The 21503-nt window shown below is 59.9% G+C and carries 13 protein-coding genes and 2 pseudogenes; 7 read left to right on the forward strand and 8 right to left on the reverse strand.

Going from position 1 to position 21503, the window contains the following annotated elements:
* Positions 1-98: 98 nt before the first annotated feature.
* Positions 99-577, forward strand: a pseudogene (locus tag ACERZ8_RS17190) (DUF4329 domain-containing protein).
* A gap of 411 nt (positions 578-988) precedes the next feature.
* Here ACERZ8_RS17190 and tig read toward each other — a convergent pair.
* Complete coding sequence (gene tig, locus ACERZ8_RS17195) at positions 989-2326, reverse strand: trigger factor (protein ID WP_407593372.1); 1338 nt, start codon at positions 2324-2326, stop codon at positions 989-991.
* Positions 2327-2671: 345 nt separating this feature from the next.
* On the opposite strand from tig, the gene ACERZ8_RS17200 reads away from it, so the two are divergent.
* From ACERZ8_RS17200 to ACERZ8_RS17220, 5 genes are all read left to right on the forward strand, one after another.
* On the forward strand, positions 2672-4150 hold the full coding sequence (locus ACERZ8_RS17200; RefSeq protein ID WP_407593373.1) for a sensor histidine kinase: 1479 nt from the start codon (positions 2672-2674) through the stop codon (positions 4148-4150).
* The gene (locus tag ACERZ8_RS17205) at positions 4143-4532 is read left to right on the forward strand and encodes a response regulator (RefSeq protein ID WP_407593374.1); all 390 of its coding nucleotides are present in this window, start codon (positions 4143-4145) and stop codon (positions 4530-4532) included. The genes ACERZ8_RS17200 and ACERZ8_RS17205 overlap by 8 nt, the downstream gene beginning before the upstream one ends.
* 70 nt (positions 4533-4602) lie before the next feature.
* Positions 4603-7887 (forward strand): chemotaxis protein CheB, encoded by a 3285-nt coding sequence (locus tag ACERZ8_RS17210; protein ID WP_407593375.1) that lies wholly within the window; start codon positions 4603-4605, stop codon positions 7885-7887.
* Positions 7888-7967: 80 nt separating this feature from the next.
* The gene (locus ACERZ8_RS17215; protein ID WP_407593376.1) at positions 7968-8744 is read left to right on the forward strand and encodes a sensor histidine kinase; all 777 of its coding nucleotides are present in this window, start codon (positions 7968-7970) and stop codon (positions 8742-8744) included.
* Positions 8745-8852: 108 nt separating this feature from the next.
* Positions 8853-9245, forward strand: coding sequence for a response regulator (locus ACERZ8_RS17220; protein WP_407593377.1), 393 nt, complete (start codon positions 8853-8855; stop codon positions 9243-9245).
* A gap of 498 nt (positions 9246-9743) precedes the next feature.
* Here the strand turns inward: ACERZ8_RS17220 and ACERZ8_RS17225 are convergent.
* From ACERZ8_RS17225 to ACERZ8_RS17245, 5 genes and pseudogenes are all read right to left on the reverse strand, one after another.
* Positions 9744-11032, reverse strand: a pseudogene (locus tag ACERZ8_RS17225) (TRAP transporter large permease).
* A complete protein-coding gene (locus tag ACERZ8_RS17230; RefSeq protein WP_407593378.1) occupies positions 11029-11586 on the reverse strand; it encodes a TRAP transporter small permease in 558 nt (185 codons plus the stop codon). The pseudogene ACERZ8_RS17225 and the gene ACERZ8_RS17230 overlap by 4 nt, the downstream one beginning before the upstream one ends.
* Positions 11587-11667: 81 nt before the next feature.
* Entirely contained in the window at positions 11668-12675 is a 1008-nt protein-coding gene (dctP, locus tag ACERZ8_RS17235) for a TRAP transporter substrate-binding protein DctP (RefSeq protein WP_407593380.1), read from the reverse strand.
* Between the two features lie 337 nt (positions 12676-13012).
* A complete protein-coding gene (locus tag ACERZ8_RS17240; RefSeq protein WP_407593381.1) occupies positions 13013-13984 on the reverse strand; it encodes a histone deacetylase family protein in 972 nt (323 codons plus the stop codon).
* A 3-nt stretch (positions 13985-13987) separates the two neighbouring features.
* Entirely contained in the window at positions 13988-16252 is a 2265-nt protein-coding gene (locus ACERZ8_RS17245; RefSeq protein WP_407593382.1) for an aminotransferase class III-fold pyridoxal phosphate-dependent enzyme, read from the reverse strand.
* 125 nt (positions 16253-16377) lie between these two features.
* Here ACERZ8_RS17245 and ACERZ8_RS17250 point away from each other — a divergent pair, with 125 nt between their 5' ends.
* On the forward strand, positions 16378-17208 hold the full coding sequence (locus tag ACERZ8_RS17250; protein WP_407593384.1) for a carbon-nitrogen hydrolase family protein: 831 nt from the start codon (positions 16378-16380) through the stop codon (positions 17206-17208).
* A gap of 31 nt (positions 17209-17239) precedes the next feature.
* Here ACERZ8_RS17250 and ACERZ8_RS17255 read toward each other — a convergent pair whose 3' ends face one another.
* Positions 17240-17647: a universal stress protein gene (locus ACERZ8_RS17255; protein WP_407593385.1), complete on the reverse strand. Its 408-nt coding sequence runs from the start codon at positions 17645-17647 to the stop codon at positions 17240-17242.
* A gap of 184 nt (positions 17648-17831) precedes the next feature.
* The gene (putA, locus tag ACERZ8_RS17260; protein ID WP_407593386.1) at positions 17832-21470 is read right to left on the reverse strand and encodes a bifunctional proline dehydrogenase/L-glutamate gamma-semialdehyde dehydrogenase PutA; all 3639 of its coding nucleotides are present in this window, start codon (positions 21468-21470) and stop codon (positions 17832-17834) included.
* Between the last annotated feature and the right edge of the window lie 33 nt (positions 21471-21503).

A 21503-nucleotide genomic window follows, 5' to 3' on the forward strand; every position in this document is an offset into this window, starting at 1 on the left:
CTTTGCCCCGTCAAAGCTGCGCCATGCGTTTGATATCCGCCCTCACCGTCCTGTTCCTGCTGGCCGCATGCGTGCTCGAAGACCTCGAGTCGATGGAAATGGCCCCGCGTGCCGTGCCGCAGAACGAAACCGAAATCGCCTTTGTCAGCCGCCTGTTCAACGACATTCAGGAACGCTCCATCGCCGAGGATCGCGAATATTGCGGGTTGTTGGGCATTGATGAATTCGGCACCTACGTCGCCACAGAACCCCGGCGCGGACGGACGGCAACCTGCCTGCCCCCCACCCTGACGCTGCGGATTTCGTGGTGCTTGCCTCCTATCACACCCACGGATCGTTCAACCTTGAATATTTCAACGAGGTGCCGTCATTCGACGACATGCGCACGGATATCGAGGATGGCACCGACGGCTATATCGCCACACCCGGCGGGCGGTTGTGGTATGTCGATGCGCGCGGACGCATCGCGCGCCAGATCTGCGGGCTGAACTGTCTGATCCCCGATCCCGCACATCGCGATGATCCCGACTATCCCGTGCAGCAGACCTATACCCTGGATGATCTGCGGGAGTTTTGACGGCGAACCACACGCAGGAGCGCCTGAAGGAAACCCATTCAACGCGATGAGAACGAATTGCGCGCAAACGGCAAGGTCTCCAAGGGTCAAGTCATCCTGGAAAGCCCGCTGACCCCCAGTCGCCTCGGCAACGTCACGACGCTCATTGAAGGTGCGCAAACTTGTGAAGTCGAAGACTGTATGGCGAATGAGGGCATGAATGCCTCATGAGTTTGCTCGGAAGGTGAATGGGGTTTATCCGCGACGAAGTTCAGTATTGCGTCAGAAACCCGACACCGGATGGCACCGGATCAGAGGGTCAGATGCCGGGCATCGACGGCAACTGACCAAGCCCGCATCGCAAGCCCGACCCACAAAAAAAGGCCGCGCCCGGTAGGGCACGGCCAGAAAAGCAAGAACGGGAGACGCTGATCAGCTGTCGTCTTCTTCCAACGCCTCGACGGCCTTTTTCAGATCGTCCGAGCTGACTTCTTTTTCGGTCACGGTCGCGTTTTCCACGATGTAATCGACAACCTTGTCTTCAAACAGCGGGGCGCGCAGTTGCTGTTGCATCTGCTGGTTTTGTTGCACGAATTCAAAGAACTGGCGTTCCTGACCTGGGTATTGACGCGCTTGCGTCATGATCGCCTGGCTCATCTCGGCATCGGTCACTTCGACTTCGGCCTTCTGGCCCATTTCGGCCAGAAGAAGGCCTAGGCGCACGCGGCGTTCGGCCAGTTCTTTGTGCTCGTCCGTCGCCTCGATGTCGGGGTGGTCGTGCCCTTCGACGTCCGGGTTGTCCTCGTGCCAAAGCTGATGCGCGATCTGCTTGGCTTCTGCTTCCACGAGGCTCGGGGGCAGATCAAAGCTGACGGCAGTGTCGAGCTGGTCCAGCAGCGAACGCTTCATCACCGCACGGGCGGCCCCGGCATATTCGCCTTCCAACTGCTCGGCGATGCGGGACTTGAGGCCCGCGAGGTCTTCGGCTCCGTATTTCTTGGCCAACTCGTCGTTGATCTCGGCGGCGACGGGTTCTTTCACTTCCTTGATGGAACAGTCGAACACAGCCTCTTTTCCGGCCAGGTGTTCAGCCTGATAATCCTCGGGGAAAGAAACAGTTACAGCCTTTTCTTCATCCGCTTTCACGCCGACAAGCTGCTCTTCGAAACCGGGGATGAACTGACCCGATCCCAGCACCAGCGCGTGACCTTCGGCGGAGCCGCCTTCGAACACTTCACCATCGACCTTGCCGACAAAATCGAACACGACCTGATCACCGTCCTTGGCTTTGGAGCCTTTCTTGCGGGCTTTGAAATCCTGCGCGTTCTCGGCAAGCGATGTGAGCGTTTCGTTGATGGATTCGTCATCGGCCTTGACCACCAGACGCTCCAGCTTGAGCGCCTTCATGTCGACATCCGGAATAGCGGGCAGTGCCTCGTAGGACATCTCGACATTGACGTCGTCGCCCTCTTTCCAGTCCTCGTTGGTCATCTTGACTTCGGGCTGCATCGCGGGGCGATCGCCCGAGGCCTCGAAATGCTCGGACATGGCGCCATCAATGCTTTCCTGCATGACTTCGCCCATCAGACGCTGGCCAAACTGCTTTTTCAGCAGCGCCATGGGCACCTTGCCCTTGCGAAAACCCTTCATCTCAACGCCGGGCTGGGCTTCGACCAGCTTTTCGTTGACCTTTTCGTCCAGTTCGGCGGCGGTCACTGTGATGGCGTACCCGCGTTTCAGACCTTCGTTCAGCGTCTCGGTGACCTGCATGTGTGCTCCCATAGCAAATGGGCCCCGGCTCAGGGGCGTATCGGAATTTCGCGCCCTTCTATGCAGCACAAAGGCGGGGTGCAAGGGGATAGGAAGGCCGATGCCAAAAAGGCACGCAGGTTCCGGCGTGAACAGCGCGATTACGCGCTGTGGTTGCATGTGCGCCAGCGCATTCCTAGGCTGGGTTAACTCAAATTTAAACTCGCTCCCGTCAAGGTCATCCATGTTTTATGACCGCCCACACACCCTGACCCGCGCCATCGTACCGGAGTCACGCCGCTTGGCCCGCCCGGGCGCGCCGCATGGCCGATGTGTCTTTGGGCCAAAACAACGAATTGTTCCGATATGATTTCCCGCCTGTTGCGCAACCGACTGGGCGTGCGCCTTGTCGTTATCTCGCTTTTGATCGGATCGGTCCTGTCCGTGTTCTCGACCGGCGTGCAGTTGCTGGCGAGCTATCAAAGCCAGAAGGATGACGCGACCGAAGTGCTTGACCAGATCGATCAGGCGCTGACGGAAACGCTGGAATTTGCGCTCTGGACGCTGGATTTCGAACAGATCGACGTCATCCTGGACGGAATCGCGGCCAACGAGGCGGTCAGCTACCTCGATCTGACCAGTGTGACGGGCGATCGCTGGCAACGGGGCACGCCGGTCGAAGAGCCTGTGTCCCAGATCTATGACCTCGTGCATGACAGACCCGGCAGTGCCCAGCAGCTGTTGGGCACCCTGCGGGTCCACCTGTCACTGGACGCGGTTGTGTCCCGCGTCTGGGAACAGTTCTGGATCACCCTGATCACCAATCTGGCCAAAGCCTATATTGCCGCCCTCGCCCTGCTTTACGTGGCGCATGTGTTGATCACGCGGCACCTGCGCAACATCGCGACCTATGTGGCGGATACCGACGTGCATGACGGAACGGCCGATCTGAAACTGGAACGCCCGTCGCGTCAGTATCAGGATGACCTGGACAGCATCGTGCTTGCGATCCGTAATTTTGAAAACCGGGCCCGCGAGGCCTTTGGCCTGCTGCAACGCGAAGTGCAGGACCGCATCAAAAGCGAAAGCGAGGCCCGCGAGGCGCTGTCTGTCCGTTCGAGCTTCATCGGCACGATGAGCCATGAAGTCCGCACGCCGCTCAATGCCATTCTCGGGTTTCTGCACCTCATCGAAACCAATGAGGATGTTCCCGAAAAGCAGCGCCATTATGCACATGTTGCCACCAAGGCTGCACAGCAGCTGCATCACCAGCTGACCAACGTCCTCGAAGTGTCGCGGCTGGATTCCAATGCCGTCACGATCATCCGCCGCGCCACCGATCTGCGCCGACTGGCCGAGCAATGGCGCGACACCACCGAGGCAACGGTCCATTTTCACCAGAAGGCGATCAAGGTCACGCTCGACCTCGATCCCGATCTGGACGAGGCCTACAACCTTGATGGCCCCCGCCTCACTCAGATCGTCACCAACCTGACGGACAATGCGGCCAAGTTCACTGCTTCGGGTGAAATTCGCATTTCCGTTCGGTGTGTCCCGCAGTCCAGGGATGGCGAGGACACGCATGGGTTGGAAATTTGCGTGGCCGATACGGGCGAGGGAATCGAGAAATACCAGGTTCAAAACGTCTTCGAACGGTTCACGCAAAGCGATGCCGGGTTGAAGCGGGCCCATGGTGGCAGCGGTCTTGGCCTGACGATCAGCCGCGAGATGTCCGAACTGATGGGTGCGGAACTCACCCTCGATGCGAAGGAAAGGGATGGTTTCTCGACCCGTTTCTTGATAACCCTCGGTTGTAACGTGAGATTGGGTGCGCACGATGACTGATCGAAAGAAAGTTTTGTTGGTCGAAGACGACGAATTCACGCGTTTCATGATGAAGGAAATCATCGGGACGCTGGGGGTTGATGTCACACTGGCCAAGGATGGCAAGGAAGGGTGCGATACGCTGCGGGACGAACCGGACGTGTATGGCCTTGTCCTGATGGACCTGCACATGCCCGGCATGTCTGGCATCGATGCAACTGACCACATACGCGGACTGGAAAAAGACCCGCCGCGCCAGGTGCCGATCATCGCGGTGACCGCAGACGTGAATTATCACGATGATGCGCGCGTCGAACAGTTGGGCATGAACGGGTATGCCAGCAAACCCGTGTCGCCCGGTCACCTGATGCGGCTGATCGACCGCTACTGCACAGCCGCCTGATCCGCCGAGCAAGGCCGCCTGCGTATGCACCTCTTTGCATCCCCCCATAAGGACGATTCCGCTGAACGATTTGCCATCCTCTGACGCTCCCGCACCGGAACAGGCTGACGCAGATGAAAACGATCTGCCGCGTGTCATCGGTATTGCGGCCTCCGCGGGCGGGCTTGAGGCGCTGTCCCTGCTTGCCCAGAACCTGCCGAAATTCGCCAATGCCGTTTATGTGGTCGCACAGCACATGTCGCCGACCCACAAAAGCGTTCTGTCGACCCTGATTGCCCGCGAAACCCAATTGCAGGTCCGCGAGCTTGAGCCCGAAACGGTGCCCGAGGTCGACACCATCTACATCACCCCGCCCAATACGGATGTGACGCTGGAAAACGGCGTGCTGCGCCTGCGCAATCCGGCGGGGCACGCGGCCTCGCCCAAACCCTCGGCAGACCGCTTGTTCAAAAGCATTGCGGCGGAATGCGGCGAGCGGTGCATGGGGATTGTCCTGTCGGGCACCGGGTCGGACGGCAGCTATGGCATTCAGGCCATCCGCGAGGCCGGCGGCATCACCATCGCGCAAGACCCCGCAACGGCCAAATATGACGGCATGCCCACATCGGCGACCGAAACCGGCTGTGTCGACCTGACCATGTCGCCCGAGCAGATCGGCACCCATCTGGAAAAGATCCTCGCCCGCCCGCGTGACTTTGACGGGTTGCGCACGCTTGAGGACAACCCGAACCCGCTGAGCGAGTTGTTCGGCATTCTGCTGGCCCGCACCCAGGTCGATTTTGCGGACTACAAGGAAAACACGGTCAACCGCCGCATCGCGCGCCGTATGACCGCGCTCGATATCGACGACTATGATGGATATGTCGATTACTGCCGCACCAATGTCAGCGAAGTCGATGCGCTCCATCGCTACCTGCTGATCTCGGTGACCCGCTTTTTCCGCGACCCCGACCAGTTCGATTCCCTGGAGAAAGAGCTGCGGATCAGCCTTGAAAATCGCGGCGATGGGCCAATCCGGGTCTGGGTTGTCGGTTGCGCGACGGGCGAAGAGGCCTATTCCATTGCCATTACACTGGCCGAAATTCTGGGCGGCATCCACGAGCTTGCCAAACAGAATGTGCAGGTCTTTGCCACGGATATCGACCAGAACGCCGTCGAAATCGCGCGGCGCGGGATTTACCCGATCTCGGCTGCGCAGGACATCCCGCCCGAATTGCTTGAAGGGTATTTCGTCGTGGGCGACACCGAGTTGAAGGTCCGCCCTGAACTGCGCGCCATCACGCTGTTTTCACATCACAATATCTTTCAGGACCCGCCCTTCATCAATGTCGATCTGGTTAGCATCCGCAACCTGCTGATCTATTTCAACCTCGCACTGCAGGAACGTGTGCTCAGCCGTCTGCACTATGCCATGGCCAAGGGCGCGCTGCTGTTTCTTGGCACCTCCGAGACTGTGGGTGAGATGGGCGTGTTCTTTGAAGGGCGTCAGGGCGCGGACAAGGTCTTTGTCAAGCGCCGTGGCATGTCCGGTGAATTGTCGATTGATCCTTCCAACCGCATCTACCAGCGCAAATTGCGCGGCTCGGACCGGGGACCAGCCGCCACGACCGGCGAGGTGCTTGAGGAAAAGTCAGAAAAGTCGCTGGCGCGCGTTGTTGCGCCCAACGGGATGATCTGTACCCGCAACGGCAATATCATCGAGGTGCTGGGCGATCTCAGCCCGTTCATGGAAATCCGCGCCGGGGCCTCGACTGCGCTGAACCTCAAGATGCTGATCGAACCGCTGCGGGTCGAGGCCGGCAGCCTCATTGCAGTGGCGCTACGCAACGGCGCGCGCCGGTCCGGGCGCTGGCATTCCGTGTCGCTGCCCGTGGGCAACCGCGTGCAGATGCAAGTCTATCCCTATTCCGGCTCCAAAGGTGGAGAGACCCATTGCCTTGTCGCTATCGACGCCCGGTTCGAGGACGAACAGGAGGTCAAGGCCGAGGACATCTCGGACGAGGAACACCGCGCCTACGTGATCCGGATCGAGCACGAGATCCGTGCAACGCAGGAAGCGCTGCAGCAAACCATCGAAGAGTTGCAGACCGCCAACGAGGAACTGCAATCCGCCAACGAAGAGCTGCAATCCACCAACGAGGAATTCCAGGCCACCAACGAAGAGCTGGAGACCAGCAACGAGGAACTACAATCCAGCAATGAAGAGTTGATGACCGTCAACGAAGAGTTGCAGATCAGCTCTGCCGAACGTCAGGCGCTGGCCTCTGAACTTGAAGCGACAATGACTTCGGCGCCTTACGCCGTTGCGCTGGCCGATCAGGCCCTGATGGTGCGCCGCCTGTCGCGCGTGGCGATGGACATGTTCGGGCTGACCAACCTGCCCCCCACCGGCATCCACCTCAGCCAGTGTCATTTGCCCGTGGGCTTCCCTGCCCTTGCCCCGATTGCCAACACGGTGTTGCGGGTGCAAGAGGTCCGGCGCATGCCGATCCTGTCGCGCGGCCACTATTTCTGGCTGGTGATGTCACCGGTCCATGACCACCACAACAAGCTGATCGGCCTGTCGATCACGGTCACCCAGCATGACAGCGAACCCCTGTCGCGCGTCGTACAGATGATGAGCGATATCGGGCACGTCGCGCACTGGTCCTACAACCTCGACACCAAAGAGCTGTTCTGGTCACCCGAAATGTTCGCCATCTATGGCCGCGCCGAGACCGGCCCTGTGCCCACATGGGATGACACGATCGACATGATCCACCCCGAGGATCGCCAGCGTATCATCGACGCCCACGACAAGCTGATCGAAGAAGGTGGCAGCATCCGGATCGAGCAGCGCGTGTTTGATGCCATCGGCCACATCGTTGCGGTGAGTGGGAAGACCACGCTGATCCACAATTCAGACGGCAACGCCGTACAATTGATCGGGGTGATCTGGGATTCTGCGAACGAGAACGAAAGAAACGTGCACCTTGCCAACCTCCAGTCCGTTCAGGACGATCTTGGCATCGGCTTTTTCTCGTTCGATGTGGAAAACAACACGCCGCGCTGGAACACGTCGATGTATCAGCTTTTGGGGTATGACACGGACAACCACATGCCGTCGGTGGAAAGCCTGTTGCAAAAGGTCGATGTGGGGATGCGCGAACAGGTCAGCGCCCATTTCCGCAAAGCGCTTGAGCATGGAGAGCCGTTCGATGTGAACCTCGTTCTGTGCGGGCCGAATGACTCGCGGGTGGAATGTGAATGCAAGGCACAGGTCCGCCGCCGCGCTGACAAGAAAGTGTCCCACATTTTCGGGAGCCTGCGTCAGATCGCTGAACATGAGGCCCCCCCTGTCGCGCTGACCCATTGACGCGTTAAGCCCGCGTTCATCTTCCTGCACCACAGTGTCGCGGCAACGTGGCATCATGCGTTGCCTTGTCAGGGGGCGTGATGGCCACTTCCGCAAATGCGCAGATGTCAGACCCGGTTGCGGGCAGACCCGCTGACGCCCCGGCGCGCCCGGATGATCCCCCTGCGGCACACGCGCTGCACGAGGCCCTGATCGCCCAAGGTGCCATTGCCCATGTCACCGCCCACGATCTGCGCACCCCCTTAAACACGATGACCGGGCTTGTGCATCTGCTGAAGTCTCAGTTTGCCAATGACCTGCCCGATAAAGCCTTGGAATACATTGACTATATGGGGCGCAGCGTCGCGCAGCTGGAGGGGCTGACCGCCGCCTTTCTGGAACACACGCGGGGTCTGGCCACCGCAGCAAACCTTCGACCCGTCGATATGCGCCGCTGCATCGATGCCGTTCTGCAAGCACAGCACGTCGATATGCCTAACGAACACATTATCATCTCGGGGCCCTCGTGGACGCAGATGGCGGATCCGGACCTGTTGCATCTGCTCATGATGCATCTTTTGCGCAACGCAGGACAGCACGCGCACCCGCTGAGAAAGCTGGTTGTGTCGATCACCCTCGCGCCTGATGCGCAGACCGCTCATACCCTTTGCATCGCGGATACGGGCACTGGTTTCGATCCGGGCGCGGGACATGCGATGTTTCTACCCGTGCTGCCTGAACCAGCGACAAACACTGCCGCGCGCCTTGGCCTGGCCATCTGCAAAGAGGTGTGCCGCCGCCACGGCTGGCAGATCAGCGCACAGTCCGACGGCAGCACCGGTGCGATGTTCAAGATCGCTTTCCCACCCCAGGATTGACCGGTTTTGTTTCGCATTTGACACGGATCGGCGTCATATGAATTCGGGTTTTAAGGGGTTCTTCAACGTCGCCTGTTATTGCGTTTCCAACCACTGGTGGAGAATGCAATGGCGGATGTTTTACTGCTCGAAGATGACCCCGGATTGCAATTCGTGTTGCGTGAGGCGTTGAGTGGTGAAGGCCACGTGGTGTACGTGGCCTCCGACAATGAGTCCGCCATGAACGTGCTGCGGCGCAGGACGCCGGATGTCCTGTTGCTGGACCTCATGATCGGTGGCGGTTTGTCCACCGATGTTGCCAACTATGCCGTTTATTCAGCGCCAAGCGCTGCGGTCATTTTCATGACAGGCAGCGGCCTGTTCCCCAAAGGGGAGTTGTTCGGGATGAGCAGGAACGCCCGCTGGGTGCTGCGCAAGCCCGTGGATATCGGTGAGTTGACCACGATGATTTCGCATGTGACCAGCGATGAGGTTGCACAGTCTCTGGTACATTCCCGCTGAAGAAACCGTGCGTGCCGGATGGTCTTCTGAGCATCGGCACAAAAGTCTGGAGCGCACCTGTTTTCGAAGCCGCTGCGCGGTGGTTCCACTCTCGGCAACACACGCTCTGAGTGAGGAACACGACCGCCCTTGGGCCGGCCTCCAAACGCCTGCCACCGCCCACCGCGTCATGCAATCCGTGCAGGGCACGTATGCAACAGCAGATGGTGGTCAAAGACCTTGAGGCTGTCTATCTGCGAATTATCGATCCCGCCTATTTTCAGGAGAATAACCATGGCACGGATTCTACGCGACACTTTGAGCATTGCGACATTCGTTGCCGTCACAACGCTGTTCATCGGCTTTCATTCCTGGGCTTTCGTCCAGTAAAACCGGTGGCTTCGCACCACTGAATGACCCCGGACATTTCAACACCAGCCGTGCGCGTCAGCCCACGGCCCCTGCAACGAAAAAAGCGCCCCGTCACCGGGGCGCTTTTTTGGTTTTACAAGAGATCGATCAGCCGAGCAGCAGATTTGGCAACCACAGTGCCAGTTGTGGCACGAAGGTCGTCAGCATCAGCGTTGGCAGCCATGCAAACGCAATGAACACCAATGTGGGCCACAGCATCCGCGCCACGGGCGTGTCACAGACCTGCGCCCCGAGATAAAGCAGCGGAGCCGTAGGTGGCGTGATGTTCGCCATGCCCAGATTTACGCCAATGACGGCTGCGAAATGGATCGGGTCCATACCCACGCTTTGCGCGATGGGCAGCAGGATCGGTGTCGCCAGAAGCAGACCCGAAATGTCATCCATCAGCATCCCGATCAGGATCATGACGATGTTGATCATCAACAGGATCACGATTGGATTTTCCGACACGGAATAGACCATATCCTTGGCCAGTTGTGGCGCGCCCTGGGCGATCAGGTTGTCCGACACGATCAAAACCATGAAGATCATCACCATGACGACACCGATGGTCACACCTGACGTGCAGATCGTGTCCGCCAGCGTGCGCCATGTGAGGCCCCGATAAAAGTAGATCGCAATCGGAATCGCGTAGACCACGGCGATGCCTGCCGCCTCTGTCGGCGTCATGATGCCGCCATAGATGCCGCCAAGAATGATCACCGGCATCATCAGCGCCGGCCCGGCCAGACGCCCTTGGCGGGCAAAGGTCGGGATGAACGGGGTCGGGCGATCCTTGAGCTGGATGTTGTCATGTTTGCGCAGCATGAACTGGTTGGTGATGATCAGCAGTGTGATCAGAATAAACGCCGGAATGACCGTGGAGAGAAAGCATTTCAGCACGTGCTGCTGTGCCACCCAGCCATAAAGGATGTGCGACGCACTGGGCGGAATCAGCAGGCCAAGCGGGCTGGCACAGACGATCAGCGCCGCCGATTGCCCGCCCGGGTAATTTGCCCGTTTGAGGTGCGGCATCATGATGCCGCCGATGCAGGTCAACGTCGCATTCGCACTGCCCGAGATGGAGCCGAAGACCCCGCAGGCCAGCACGCCAGCGGCACTCAGGCCCCCTTGATATGGCCGATGAACATCTCGGCCAGCGACACAAGGGGCGCTGCGATCTTGCCCTTTTCCATGATGCCACCGGCGATCATGAACAGCGGGATCGCAAGCAGAACCAGCGAACGGATGCCCGTGGCGCCCGTGGGCAGATAGCCCGTGATGGACTGGTCACCGACGATGGCGATAAAGACCAGCACGGCCCCAAAGGCCACATAGACGCTGACGCCCAGCAGCAACATCAGGCAGACGATAAGTAGACTTCCGGTAATAATCACTGGGCGGCTCCCTGTGCGTCATCAGACTTGAGCGGCAAGCCAAGGCCCTGTCGGATATGAACGTAAAGATAAGCGGCCGAGAACATCGACATGAAGCCAAAGGCGATCATGATCGCGATCCGCCACGACACGAAGGGAATGCGCAGCACAGGTGTGGCGCGCAGACGTGGAAAGGAAAAGTCGTCCAGCAGCGACACATAGCACGCGTAGACGATGAACAGGCTCACGAACAGCTCGATCGCCAAGACGATGAACCCGCGCCACCAGATCAGCTTGGGGTTCTGCAGCACGATGCCGAGGATGTCGGCGTTGATGTGCATCTTGCGTTCGGATGCGAGCACGGCACCGGCAAAGAAGCCGACAATGCTGATGGCCAACAGCCATTCTTCGTAGGCGAACAGGTCGCCCCCAAATCCGTAGCGGATTACCACCACCGCGCCAAAGGTGAACGCCATCAGAAAACCGGAAAACGTCACGATCAGCTTCATGGCGATCAGCATCCAGTTCATCGGCGCGCCAATCACTCGGGGCAATTCATCGGTAATGTTTGCCATGTCCCCCCTCACATAATTTTTTGCTTTTGGAGTATCAAATGAAAGGGCCGGCGATGTGCCGGCCCTTTGTGGTGGTCTGGATCAGGAGTCGCCGCCTGCCAGCAGACGGTCGATGATATCCTGACCGACGCTGTCCGCCATCATGGGCCAGATTTCCTCGCGCACACGTGCAGCGAACTTGGCCTGATCTTCGGCGTTCAGCTCAAGGATCGTGTAGCCGCTTTCGATCAGCTTTTGGCCAAACGCATCATCGTTTTCGCGGTTGTAGGCAAAGAAGTCGTCCGACGCCTTGGTCAGGGCCGTATCAAGGGCTGCGCGCTGCTCGTCGCTCAGCTTGGACATGGAACGCTCGGAGCCGTAATAGGTCGTGAGTTCCGAGATCGAGTTGTACTGAACAAAGTGCGTGCCCACATCGGACTGCGCAAAGATCGAATATGTCGCAGTCTTGGTGCAGCAAATGGCACCGTCCACAATGCCGGACTGGATCGCGGGGAAGATATCGCCCCATGCCATTGTCGTCGCCTGGAAGCCCAGCGTTTCGACCATGGATTTCACGATATTGGACGACCAGACACGGATGTTCATGCCCTTGTCGTCAAACGTGTTCCAGTTGGTCGGCTCTTTGGTCGCCACAACGCCAACAAACCCTTCGGGGTTCTGGGCAAAGACGTGCACGCCGTACTCGTCCGTGATCTCTTGCAGGATTTTGTTATACTCGGAATCCATGTTCCGCATGATCGAATCCATGTCATCCCAACCGCCAACGAGGAAGGGCATCGACAGGAATTCAAGGCGCGGGTCGGTGTCGGCATAGATAAAGGCCGCCGCCAGGTCGATGTTGCCGCGCGCGACGTCTTCAAACAGCGCTTCGCCCGAGCCGAGCTGGTTGGCGGGGAAGATTTCAATCGTCAGACCGACATCGGCTGCCGCAACATCCGCTGCGACCTGCTCCATCATTTTCGTACCCTGATGGTCAATCGGGAAAACGCCTGCGAACCGCAGCTTGACGTCGTCGGCGAATGCCGTTGTCGACATCAGGGCAGTGACTGCCCCCAGTGCCAACGCATTTGTGATCTTTTTGAATTTCATTGAAGACTCTCCCGGTTGGTTTGTCCCGTTACGTTCGAGACTGATTACCGGTGCAGCGTCACACGTACACATCGGCGTGACTAGGAATTTTTCTGCGTTTGCAAGGTGCGTTACATCATCCGCTTGATTTTTAAGCAAAATTTGTGCTCGAAGGTGACAAGGTGTGGGTTCGACGCCGCGTGATTGTGCATGTTTACCAACATGTTCCGACAACATCTGCCGGTTGTGCCCTGTCTTGCCGCGGTGAGTCTGTGACCGGGTGTGGACAGGTGTGGTGCCCTATACGGAACCGTCTGCAAACCCCGTCAGAAACGCGTGCAGATTATCACCCAAAGCGTCACATACATACCCCCTCCTGCACGATGACTGTCGGCAGGCCGAGCGTGGCCAGTGTTTGCCCGATCCGGCCAAAGCCGGCGGTCGAGACGGACAGACCGCCAAACGGGTCTCCTTCATAGGCATCAAGGCCAAGGGCGATCACAACGGCACCCGGCGCGAAGGCGCGGATGTGGGTCAGCCCGTTCGCAAGCCCTTGCAGAAATCCATCATCACCCGTTCCCCGGGGCAGCGGGATATTGAGGTTGTACCCCTGCCCGGCCGCTTCGCCGACCTCGTGGGCGTGCCCCCAGAAGAACGGGTAAAACCGCGCGGGATCGGCATGGATCGACAGGGTAAAGACGTCGCTGCGTTGATAGAAGATGCCTTGCGTGCCGTTGCCATGGTGCAGATCGACGTCGATGATCGCGACCCGGTTGTGACGGGCGCGCAGGTATTGCGCCGCGATGGCAGAGTTGTTGAGATAGCAAAAGCCCCCCGCAAGGTCCGAAAAACAGTGATGCCCCGGCGGGCGGCACAGGGCATAGGCCGCCGGCGCGCCCGCCGCTACCGCTTTGGCCGCTGACACCGCGCAATTGGCGGACCAGCGCGCCGCCTCCCATGTATCGGCGCCGATGGGGCAGGACATATCGGTGATGTGAAACCCCGCCTGCGCCACCACTGACAGTGGATAGCTGGCCGTGCGGGTGTCGGGATGTATGTTCGGGAAAATCTCGGGCGTGGCGTCCGGAATTCGGCGCCACCGGCTGTGCGCCGTGGACAGGAATTTCAGGTATCTTGGCGCATGCACGGCGGCAATCGGGCCCTGCCCGTGATCCTCTGGTGGCAGCACCTCGTGCCCGCCTTGCGCAATGCCGGACAACAGGCGCACCATACGCTCGGGTATCTCGGGGTTGGGCTGCATGATCCCGTTCACCAGAAACCCGCTTGGGTTATGCAGGCTTTGACGGTCCTGATCCACAAACACCTTCATCGCTCAGAACCCCACCTTGTCAGCGCCCTTGAGGGCCAGCATCGCGCGCGCCTCGTCCGGAGTTGCGATCTGATGACCCAGCGTTTCCAGAACAGTGCGGATCTTGGTGACTTGCTGGGCATTGCTGACGGCCAGTTCGCCGGGGGCAATCATCAGGCTGTCTTCTAGACCGACGCGCACATTGCCGCCAAGGATCACGCCCATCGTGCCCAGTGGCATTTGCTGGCGACCCGCAGCCAGAACTGAAAACTGATAGCTGTCGCCCAGCAGCCGATCTGCCGTGTCCTTCATGTACATCAGACTGTGCGGGCTGGCGTCGATTCCGCCCAGAACCCCCATGACAAATTGCAGAAAGATCGGGGCCTTGATCCGCTTCTGGCGCAGATAGAACGCCACTGTCTGAATGTGCCCGACATCGTAGCATTCAAACTCAAAGCGCGCGCCGCCCGCGTCCCCCAGCATCCGAAACACGGTTTCGATGTCTTGAAAGGTGTTCTTGAACACCACGTCGCGGGTGTTTTCTAGGAACGGTTCCTCCCATGCGTGGGTCCAGTCGGAATAGCGGTCCTTCATCGGGAACAGACCGAAATTGATTGATCCCATGTTCAGCGAACACATCTCGGGCGCGAGTTCTGCGGGGGCGGACAGGCGTTGTTCAATGCTCATCTGCGAACTGCCCCCCGTGGTGAGGTTGATCACCGCATCCGTGGCGTCCCTGATCCGGGGCAGGAACTGGCGAAAGACACCGATGTCGGAACTTGGCTGCCCCGTTTCGGGGTCGCGTGCGTGCAGGTGCAGGATGGAAGCGCCCGCCTCTGCCGCCTCGATCGCCGAGGCCGCGATTTGGTCGGGCGTTACAGGCAAATGCGGGCTCATGGTCGGTGTATGGATCGAACCTGTTACCGCGCAGGTCAGAATGATCTTGCGTGCCATGTTCAGGCCTTCCAACCCGCAGTCGCGGGCCAGGACGCGCAGACTGTCATCAAGAATGTTCAGAATGTCCCCGATCTGGGGTTCGGTGACAATCATCGGCGGGCAGACAAGGAAATGATCGCCCTCCACCCCGCCCCGCGTGCGCCGTGAATAGGTGATCAGGTTGCGCTCGTAACAAATCTCGACAAACCGCTCGAAGGCGCGCAGTTCCTTTGGCAGCGGGGCCATGGTGTCGCGGTCCGACACCAGTTCGAACGCGGTGAGCAATCCCTTGCCACGCACATCCCCGATGAAGCGGTGACGCGCCATCAAATCGTGCAAGCCTGCCATCAACACATCGCCCATCGCGCGCGTGTTGCTTAGCAACTCCATCCGGTCGATTTCGACCAGCACGGCGAGGCCCGCCGAACAGGCCAGTGGATTGCCCGCATAGGTGTGCCCATGGGCAAAGCCGCCCGCATCGAGCACCGTTTCCACCATGCCCTCATCCGCGATCATCGCGCCAAGAGGGACGTAGCCCGCGCCAAACCCTTTGGAGACGGCAACCAGATCGGGCCGGATATTCCAGTGCTCGGAGGCCATGAACCTGCCGGTGCGACCAACGCCCGACATGACTTCGTCCATGATCAAGAGAATGCCGAATTCATCGCAAATCTCGCGGATGCGCGCATAATAGCTGTCGGGCGCGACAAGGGCCCCGGTGGAGGCACCGCCCACCGGTTCCATCGCGAAGGCCAGCACGGTGTCGGACCCCTGTTCGATGATCTCGCCCCGCAGCATCTCGGCGTATTTGAGGCCACGGTCATGATCCGTCAGGTTGTCCCGGTCCAGATAGCAGGTGGGGGCCGGGATCTTGGGCATCGCCTTGTACATCGGGCCAAAGGCGTCCGTCAGCGGGCCATACCCGGTTAGCGCCAGCGCGCCCAAAGTCGATCCGTGATAGGACGGAAAGCGCGAAATCACTTTCCAGCGGCTGCCCTGCCCGGCTGCCACGGCCCATTGGCGTGCGAACTTGATGCAGGATTCCATCGCCTCGGACCCGCCGGACACAAAGAACACCTTGTTCAGCCCCTCGGGCATACGCTGTGCAATCGCGGCCGCGAGGTCTTCGGCGGGTTTGTTTTCGAAATGCAGCCGATAAGCAAACGTCGCGCTGTCCATCTGCGCCTTCATCGCGGCCAGAACGCGGGGGTTGGAATGGCCGATATTGCTGACCATCGCACCAGAGGAGCCGTCAATATAGCGTTGACCGTTCTTGCCCCAGATATAGACACCTTCGGCGCGCTCGACCTCGGGGCGGCGCTGTCGGCTTTGGTAAAACAGGTTGGATGTCATTGTGTTGTTCTTTCCGCGCGCGCGGCGCGTCCGTGGTCCCTGCCCCCAAGCTTGTGCTTGTTCTTGCCCCAGCGCAAATGGATAGTGCACCGCAATGACTGCCGCCAAGGGATCGGAGCCGGACCATGCCGTCAAAGAATACGCTGACCGTGCTGGCCTGCCAGATCGACATACCCGAAACGCCAAGTGCGTCCGCGCGCGATCAACACCTGTCCGACACGGCGGCGAAGGTGCGCGCGCATCTGAGCGAAAAGCGCGCCGATCTGGTGGTGTTTCCGGAACTGATCAGCATCGATTATTCGCGCGCTGCGTTTGATCACCTTGATAAGATTGCCGAACCTTTGGACGGTGCATCGTTTCAGACATGGCGCGCGGTGGCCGTCGAACATGGCGTGCACATCGCCTATGGGTTTGCGCGGCGCGGCGCGCGTGGCACTTATATCTCGATGGGCGTTATCACCCCCGAAGGCAGGCTTGCCGGGCATTACGACAAGCTGCACATGTGCCAATACGGCGCGTCGATGGAAAAGGAGTACTTTGAGCGCGGCGCGCACATATTTACGTTCAAGGTCAACGGCTTCACCCTGTCCCCGATCATTTGCTACGACATCCGCATTCCCGAACTGTGTCGCGTGCTGACGCTGAAACACGGGGTCGATGTGGTGCTGCATTGCGGCGCCTATTACCGCGATGAGTCCTTTGAGACATGGCACGCCTTTGCGACGACGCGGGCGATGGAAAACCAGATCTATCTGCTGTCGCTGAACCGGGCCGGACCCACGTGGGGCAATTCGGTGTTCTGTCGTCCGTGGATGGATGAGAAAATTCCGCCCGAACGGTTTCCGGATACGGAGGAGGCTTTTTCTTACCTAAGCTTAAGCAAGGCAGAGCTGTCCGCCGCACGTACGGACTACACGTTCCTTAAGGACCGGCTGGCCGATTACGAGGCGCTGTGAGGGCGTACCGCGCCGTCCGACTGCACACGGATCAGCGGATCACATGTACCGCGCATTTGGCCAGATGCACCACCCGGTTCGCTGTCGATCCGATAAAGAATGCCTCAAGCCGGGTCGCATGTGAGGCCAGAATAATGCAGTCCACGTCGTGATCGTTGGCGTAGTTGATGATGGTCTGACCCGCATGGCCTGATACCAGTTCCGCAGACGCGCCTGGCAAGTCTGCGGCGATGTGCTCAAGTGCCTGTTGCGTGTCGATCCGGCGTTGCGCCACCACGTTGTCGGGGATTTGGCCCATCACATATCCGGGGATGGTTTCCATGACGTGCATCACGGTGAATTTTGCACCGTCGTCACCAAGCTGTTTGGCCACATCCATGGCGTTCTGGATGTCCTCGGTATGTCCAGGCACGATGGGCAGCAGGATGTTCTTGTACATGTCACGGTCCGCCTTTGGTTATTTCTGATTGTCCCATCCACTCTATATCGCGCGCCGATCAGCACCTTGATCTGTATCAACAGCCCCATGGCGCGGAACGAGAAAGGCAGCGCCCCATATCGGGACGCTGCCTTGAATTGCCCGAGGATGGCGCAGTCAGGAGGACGATGCCAGCAGGCTCGCATTACCCCCGGCGGCGGTTGTGTCGATGCAAAGATGGCGTTCGATCACGTAGCGCTCGGGGCAGATGGCCTCGGTCACGAGCGGAATGATCGCGCCGTCCTGTTCCGACAGCGCCATGCGCAGAGCGCGCGTCCAGTCCGAGCGGCCCACCGCACTCACCACGGCAAACCCGTCCATGGTTTTCAGCGTGTCCGGCGACACCGTGCCGTCCATGCCAGCCACAGGTGCGCCCGCTGCGCGCAGCGCGTCGATCACGCCTTGTGCGCCCGGTACCACCACCACTGCGCCGCACCCCGCACCCAAAGCCCTGAACCGCCTGCGCCATCGCCAGTTCCGGCGTGGGGCCAAGGCACAGCACATTGCCACGCGGATAGACACGCAGGCGATTGCTCTCCCCTGTCGGTCCGGGCAGCGTTTGAGGTGACATATCGAAGGCGGCGGTTTCAGACAGTGCCTTGCGCACGATCCCCTTGCGGCTGCTCAGAGCCGAGCGGAGCGTCGTGATCTGATCGCTTCGCGCCGCCCAATTGCGCGCATCGATGGAGCCAAGCGCCTTGGCCAGCGCTGCGGCGTCGACGTCACTGCCGTCGGGCGCTTGTACCTCGTCCACTTTACCAACCCGCCGAAAGCGCGTCAGGTACAGTGGCCCGCCCGCCTTTGGCCCGGTGCCTGACATGCCTTCACCGCCAAAGGGCTGACTGCCCACAATCGCCCCGATCTGGTTGCGGTTCACATAGGCGTTGCCCACCTGAATCCGCTCGACAATCTGTTCGACCCTGTCGTCGATCCGCGTGTGCAGGCCAAAGGTCAGCCCATAGCCGCGGTCATTGATGTCATCGACGATCTTGTCGATGTCCTTGGCCTTGAACGTGGCGACATGCAGAACGGGGCCAAAGATCTCGCGCTCCATATCCTTGATCCCGCCGACATTTACGATGGCGGGGGTCACATAGGTGCCGCCGTCCGGGGCGGGCAGCGTCTTGACCAGACTGCCCGCGTTCCGGTGCTGGTCGATATAGGCCATGATCTCTTTCTGCGCATCGGCATCGATCACGGGCGACACATCTACATCCGTGCGCCATGGATCGCCGATCACCAGCGCATCCAAAGCACCAGACAGCATGTGCATCAGCTTGTCGTGTACATCCTGCTGCACGTAAAGCAGCCGCAGCGCCGAACAGCGTTGCCCGGCGGATTGGAACGATGAAATCAGGATATCGCGAACCGCCTGTTCCGGCAGCGCGGTCGAGTCCACGATCATCGCGTTGAGGCCGCCGGTTTCCGCGATCAGGACCGCGTCCGGATCAGCATTCCTGGCCAGCGCCTTGTGGATGATCTGCGCAACTTCGGTCGAACCTGTAAAACAAACGCCCGCAATGCGCGGATCGCTGGTGAGCGGCCCACCGACAGTGGGGCCGTCACCCGGCAAGAGTTGCAGCGCCGCCTCGGGCAACCCGGCCTCGCGCATCAATTCAACGGCGCGGCAGGCGATCATCGGTGTCTGTTCCGCAGGCTTCGCAATCACGGCGTTGCCTACGGCAAGGGCCGCCGCGATCTGGCCCGTGAAGATCGCAAGGGGGAAGTTCCACGGGCTGATACAGACAAAGATGCCGCGCGCACTGCCCGGATCCTCTTCGTCGAGGCGTTCGGCCTCGTTGGCGTAATAGCGCAGGAAATCAACGGCTTCGCGCACCTCGGCAATACCGTCCAGAATGGTCTTGCCCGCCTCGCGTGTCGTGATCGACGTCAGTTCGGCGATGTGCTCCTCGTACAGATCGGCAAGCCTGCGCAAGACATCTGCACGCTCTGCCACGGGCCGCACGGACCAGTCCTTGAACCCCGCCCCGGCGGCGACAAGGGCGGCTTCGACGTCGTCTGCCGACGCTTCGCGCACCTTGCCGACAACGCGCGTGCTGTCGGCTGGTGAAACAAGATCGCGCAGCTTGCCATTGGACGGCGGGTTGCCGGCGACCATCGGGCCCGCCTCCCACGTGGTATCTGCAAAATCCTCGCGCGCCGCCAGCAGCGGCAGAATGGAGGCCGGTTCATTGATCCGGAACCCTTTTGAGTTCGGGCGGTCCGGCGCAAACAACTCGGCAGGCTGGCGAATGCCGGGATTGGCAATCGCACCGTCCAGCTTGCGCATTTCTGCCACCGGGTCCGCCGAAATCGCCTCGGCCGGGATGTCGGGATCGACGATCTGGTTCACGAACGACGAATTCGCCCCGTTTTCGAGCAACCGTCGCACCAGATAGGCCAACAGATCCTGATGCGCACCGACCGGCGCATAGATACGGCAGCGTGTGCCTTCGGACTGTTTGACGATGTCGTGCAGGGATTCACCCATGCCATGCAGGCGCTGGAATTCGAAACTGTCCTTTCGATTGCCCGCCATGGCGGTGACGGCAGCGCAGGTATGCGCGTTATGTGTGGCAAATTGCGGATAGATCCGATCGCGCCGGTCCATCAGCATCTGCGCGCAGGCCATATAGCTGACATCGGTGTTGTTCTTGCGTGTAAAGACCGGGAACCGTTCGACGCCCAGTTCCTGCGCGACCTTGATTTCAGTGTCCCAATAGGCACCTTTGACGAGGCGCACCATGATCTTTCGGTCATAGCGTTCGGCCATATCGTAGAGCGCCTCGATCACCGGTGCGGCGCGACGGCCATAGGCCTGAACGACAACACCGAACCCGTCCCATCCCGCCAGCGCCGGGTCAGACAGCATCGCCTCGATCACATCAAGGGACAGATCCAGTCGGTCCTGCTCTTCGGCGTCAATGTTGAACCCGATATTGGCTGTTGCGGCCTGTTTGGCCAGATCCAGCGCACGCGGCACCAGTTCGGACATCACAGTCTCGCGGTGCGTGTATTCATAGCGCGGATGCAGGGCCGACAGCTTGACCGATATGCCGGGGCTGGAACGCACATCACCTTTCGATTGCTTGGCGATTGCCGTGATCGCCTTGGCATAGGCGTTTTGATAGCGCACCGCGTCTTCGTCCGTGCGCGCGGCCTCGCCCAGCATGTCATAGGAATAAGTATAGCCCTTCTTCTCAAGCTCGCGGGCGTTCTTGATCCCTTCCTCGATGGTCTGGCCAAGCACGAACTGGCGACCAAGGATTTTCATCGATTGGCCAACGGCGTTGCGCACCACAGGCTCGCCCAACCGCTTGACCAGACCGCGCAACGCACGCGCGGGCCCCTTGGGATCATCATCCAGAACCTTGCCCGTCAGCATCAGCGCCCATGTGGATGCGTTGACCAGCGACGATGCGGAATGCCCCAGATGCGCGCCCCAGTTCGACGGCGCCACCTTGTCCTCGATCAGATCGTCGATGGTTTCAGCGTCCGGCACCCGCAACAATGCCTCGGCCAGACACATCAGGCCAACGCCTTCGGCCGTGGACAGCCCGTATTCGGCCAGAAACGCCTCCATCATCGACGGCGACGTTTCCTTGCGCACCCGTTTGACATATTGCGCGCCCGCCGCCGCAGCCTTGGCACGATCCTCATCCGACAGCTTGATGCGCTTAATCAGCGACGTGATCAATTCGCCCTCTTCCGAGAAGTAGTTGTCCCGAATCCGCGCGCGCATTGGATTTTCATGAGTCCGGGCGGCGTTTGTGGCCTTGGTCATGTCGTTGATCTCCCTCGGTTGTGTATTTTTGTC

The sequence above is a fragment of the Tateyamaria armeniaca genome (assembly GCF_045797845.1).
In the GTDB taxonomy this organism is placed as follows: Bacteria; Pseudomonadota; Alphaproteobacteria; order Rhodobacterales; family Rhodobacteraceae; genus Tateyamaria; species Tateyamaria armeniaca.

Coding starts and splice junctions, on each gene's coding strand:
- tig (WP_407593372.1), bottom strand. CDS start 2,326: ATGCAGGTCACCGAGACGCTGAACGAAGGTCTGAAACGCGGGTACGCC.
- ACERZ8_RS17200 (WP_407593373.1), top strand. CDS start 2,672: ATGATTTCCCGCCTGTTGCGCAACCGACTGGGCGTGCGCCTTGTCGTT.
- ACERZ8_RS17205 (WP_407593374.1), top strand. CDS start 4,143: ATGACTGATCGAAAGAAAGTTTTGTTGGTCGAAGACGACGAATTCACG.
- ACERZ8_RS17215 (WP_407593376.1), top strand. CDS start 7,968: ATGGCCACTTCCGCAAATGCGCAGATGTCAGACCCGGTTGCGGGCAGA.
- ACERZ8_RS17220 (WP_407593377.1), top strand. CDS start 8,853: ATGGCGGATGTTTTACTGCTCGAAGATGACCCCGGATTGCAATTCGTG.
- ACERZ8_RS17230 (WP_407593378.1), bottom strand. CDS start 11,586: ATGGCAAACATTACCGATGAATTGCCCCGAGTGATTGGCGCGCCGATG.
- dctP (WP_407593380.1), bottom strand. CDS start 12,675: ATGAAATTCAAAAAGATCACAAATGCGTTGGCACTGGGGGCAGTCACT.
- ACERZ8_RS17240 (WP_407593381.1), bottom strand. CDS start 13,984: ATGAAGGTGTTTGTGGATCAGGACCGTCAAAGCCTGCATAACCCAAGC.
- ACERZ8_RS17245 (WP_407593382.1), bottom strand. CDS start 16,252: ATGACATCCAACCTGTTTTACCAAAGCCGACAGCGCCGCCCCGAGGTC.
- ACERZ8_RS17250 (WP_407593384.1), top strand. CDS start 16,378: ATGCCGTCAAAGAATACGCTGACCGTGCTGGCCTGCCAGATCGACATA.
- ACERZ8_RS17255 (WP_407593385.1), bottom strand. CDS start 17,647: ATGTACAAGAACATCCTGCTGCCCATCGTGCCTGGACATACCGAGGAC.
- putA (WP_407593386.1), bottom strand. CDS start 21,470: ATGACCAAGGCCACAAACGCCGCCCGGACTCATGAAAATCCAATGCGC.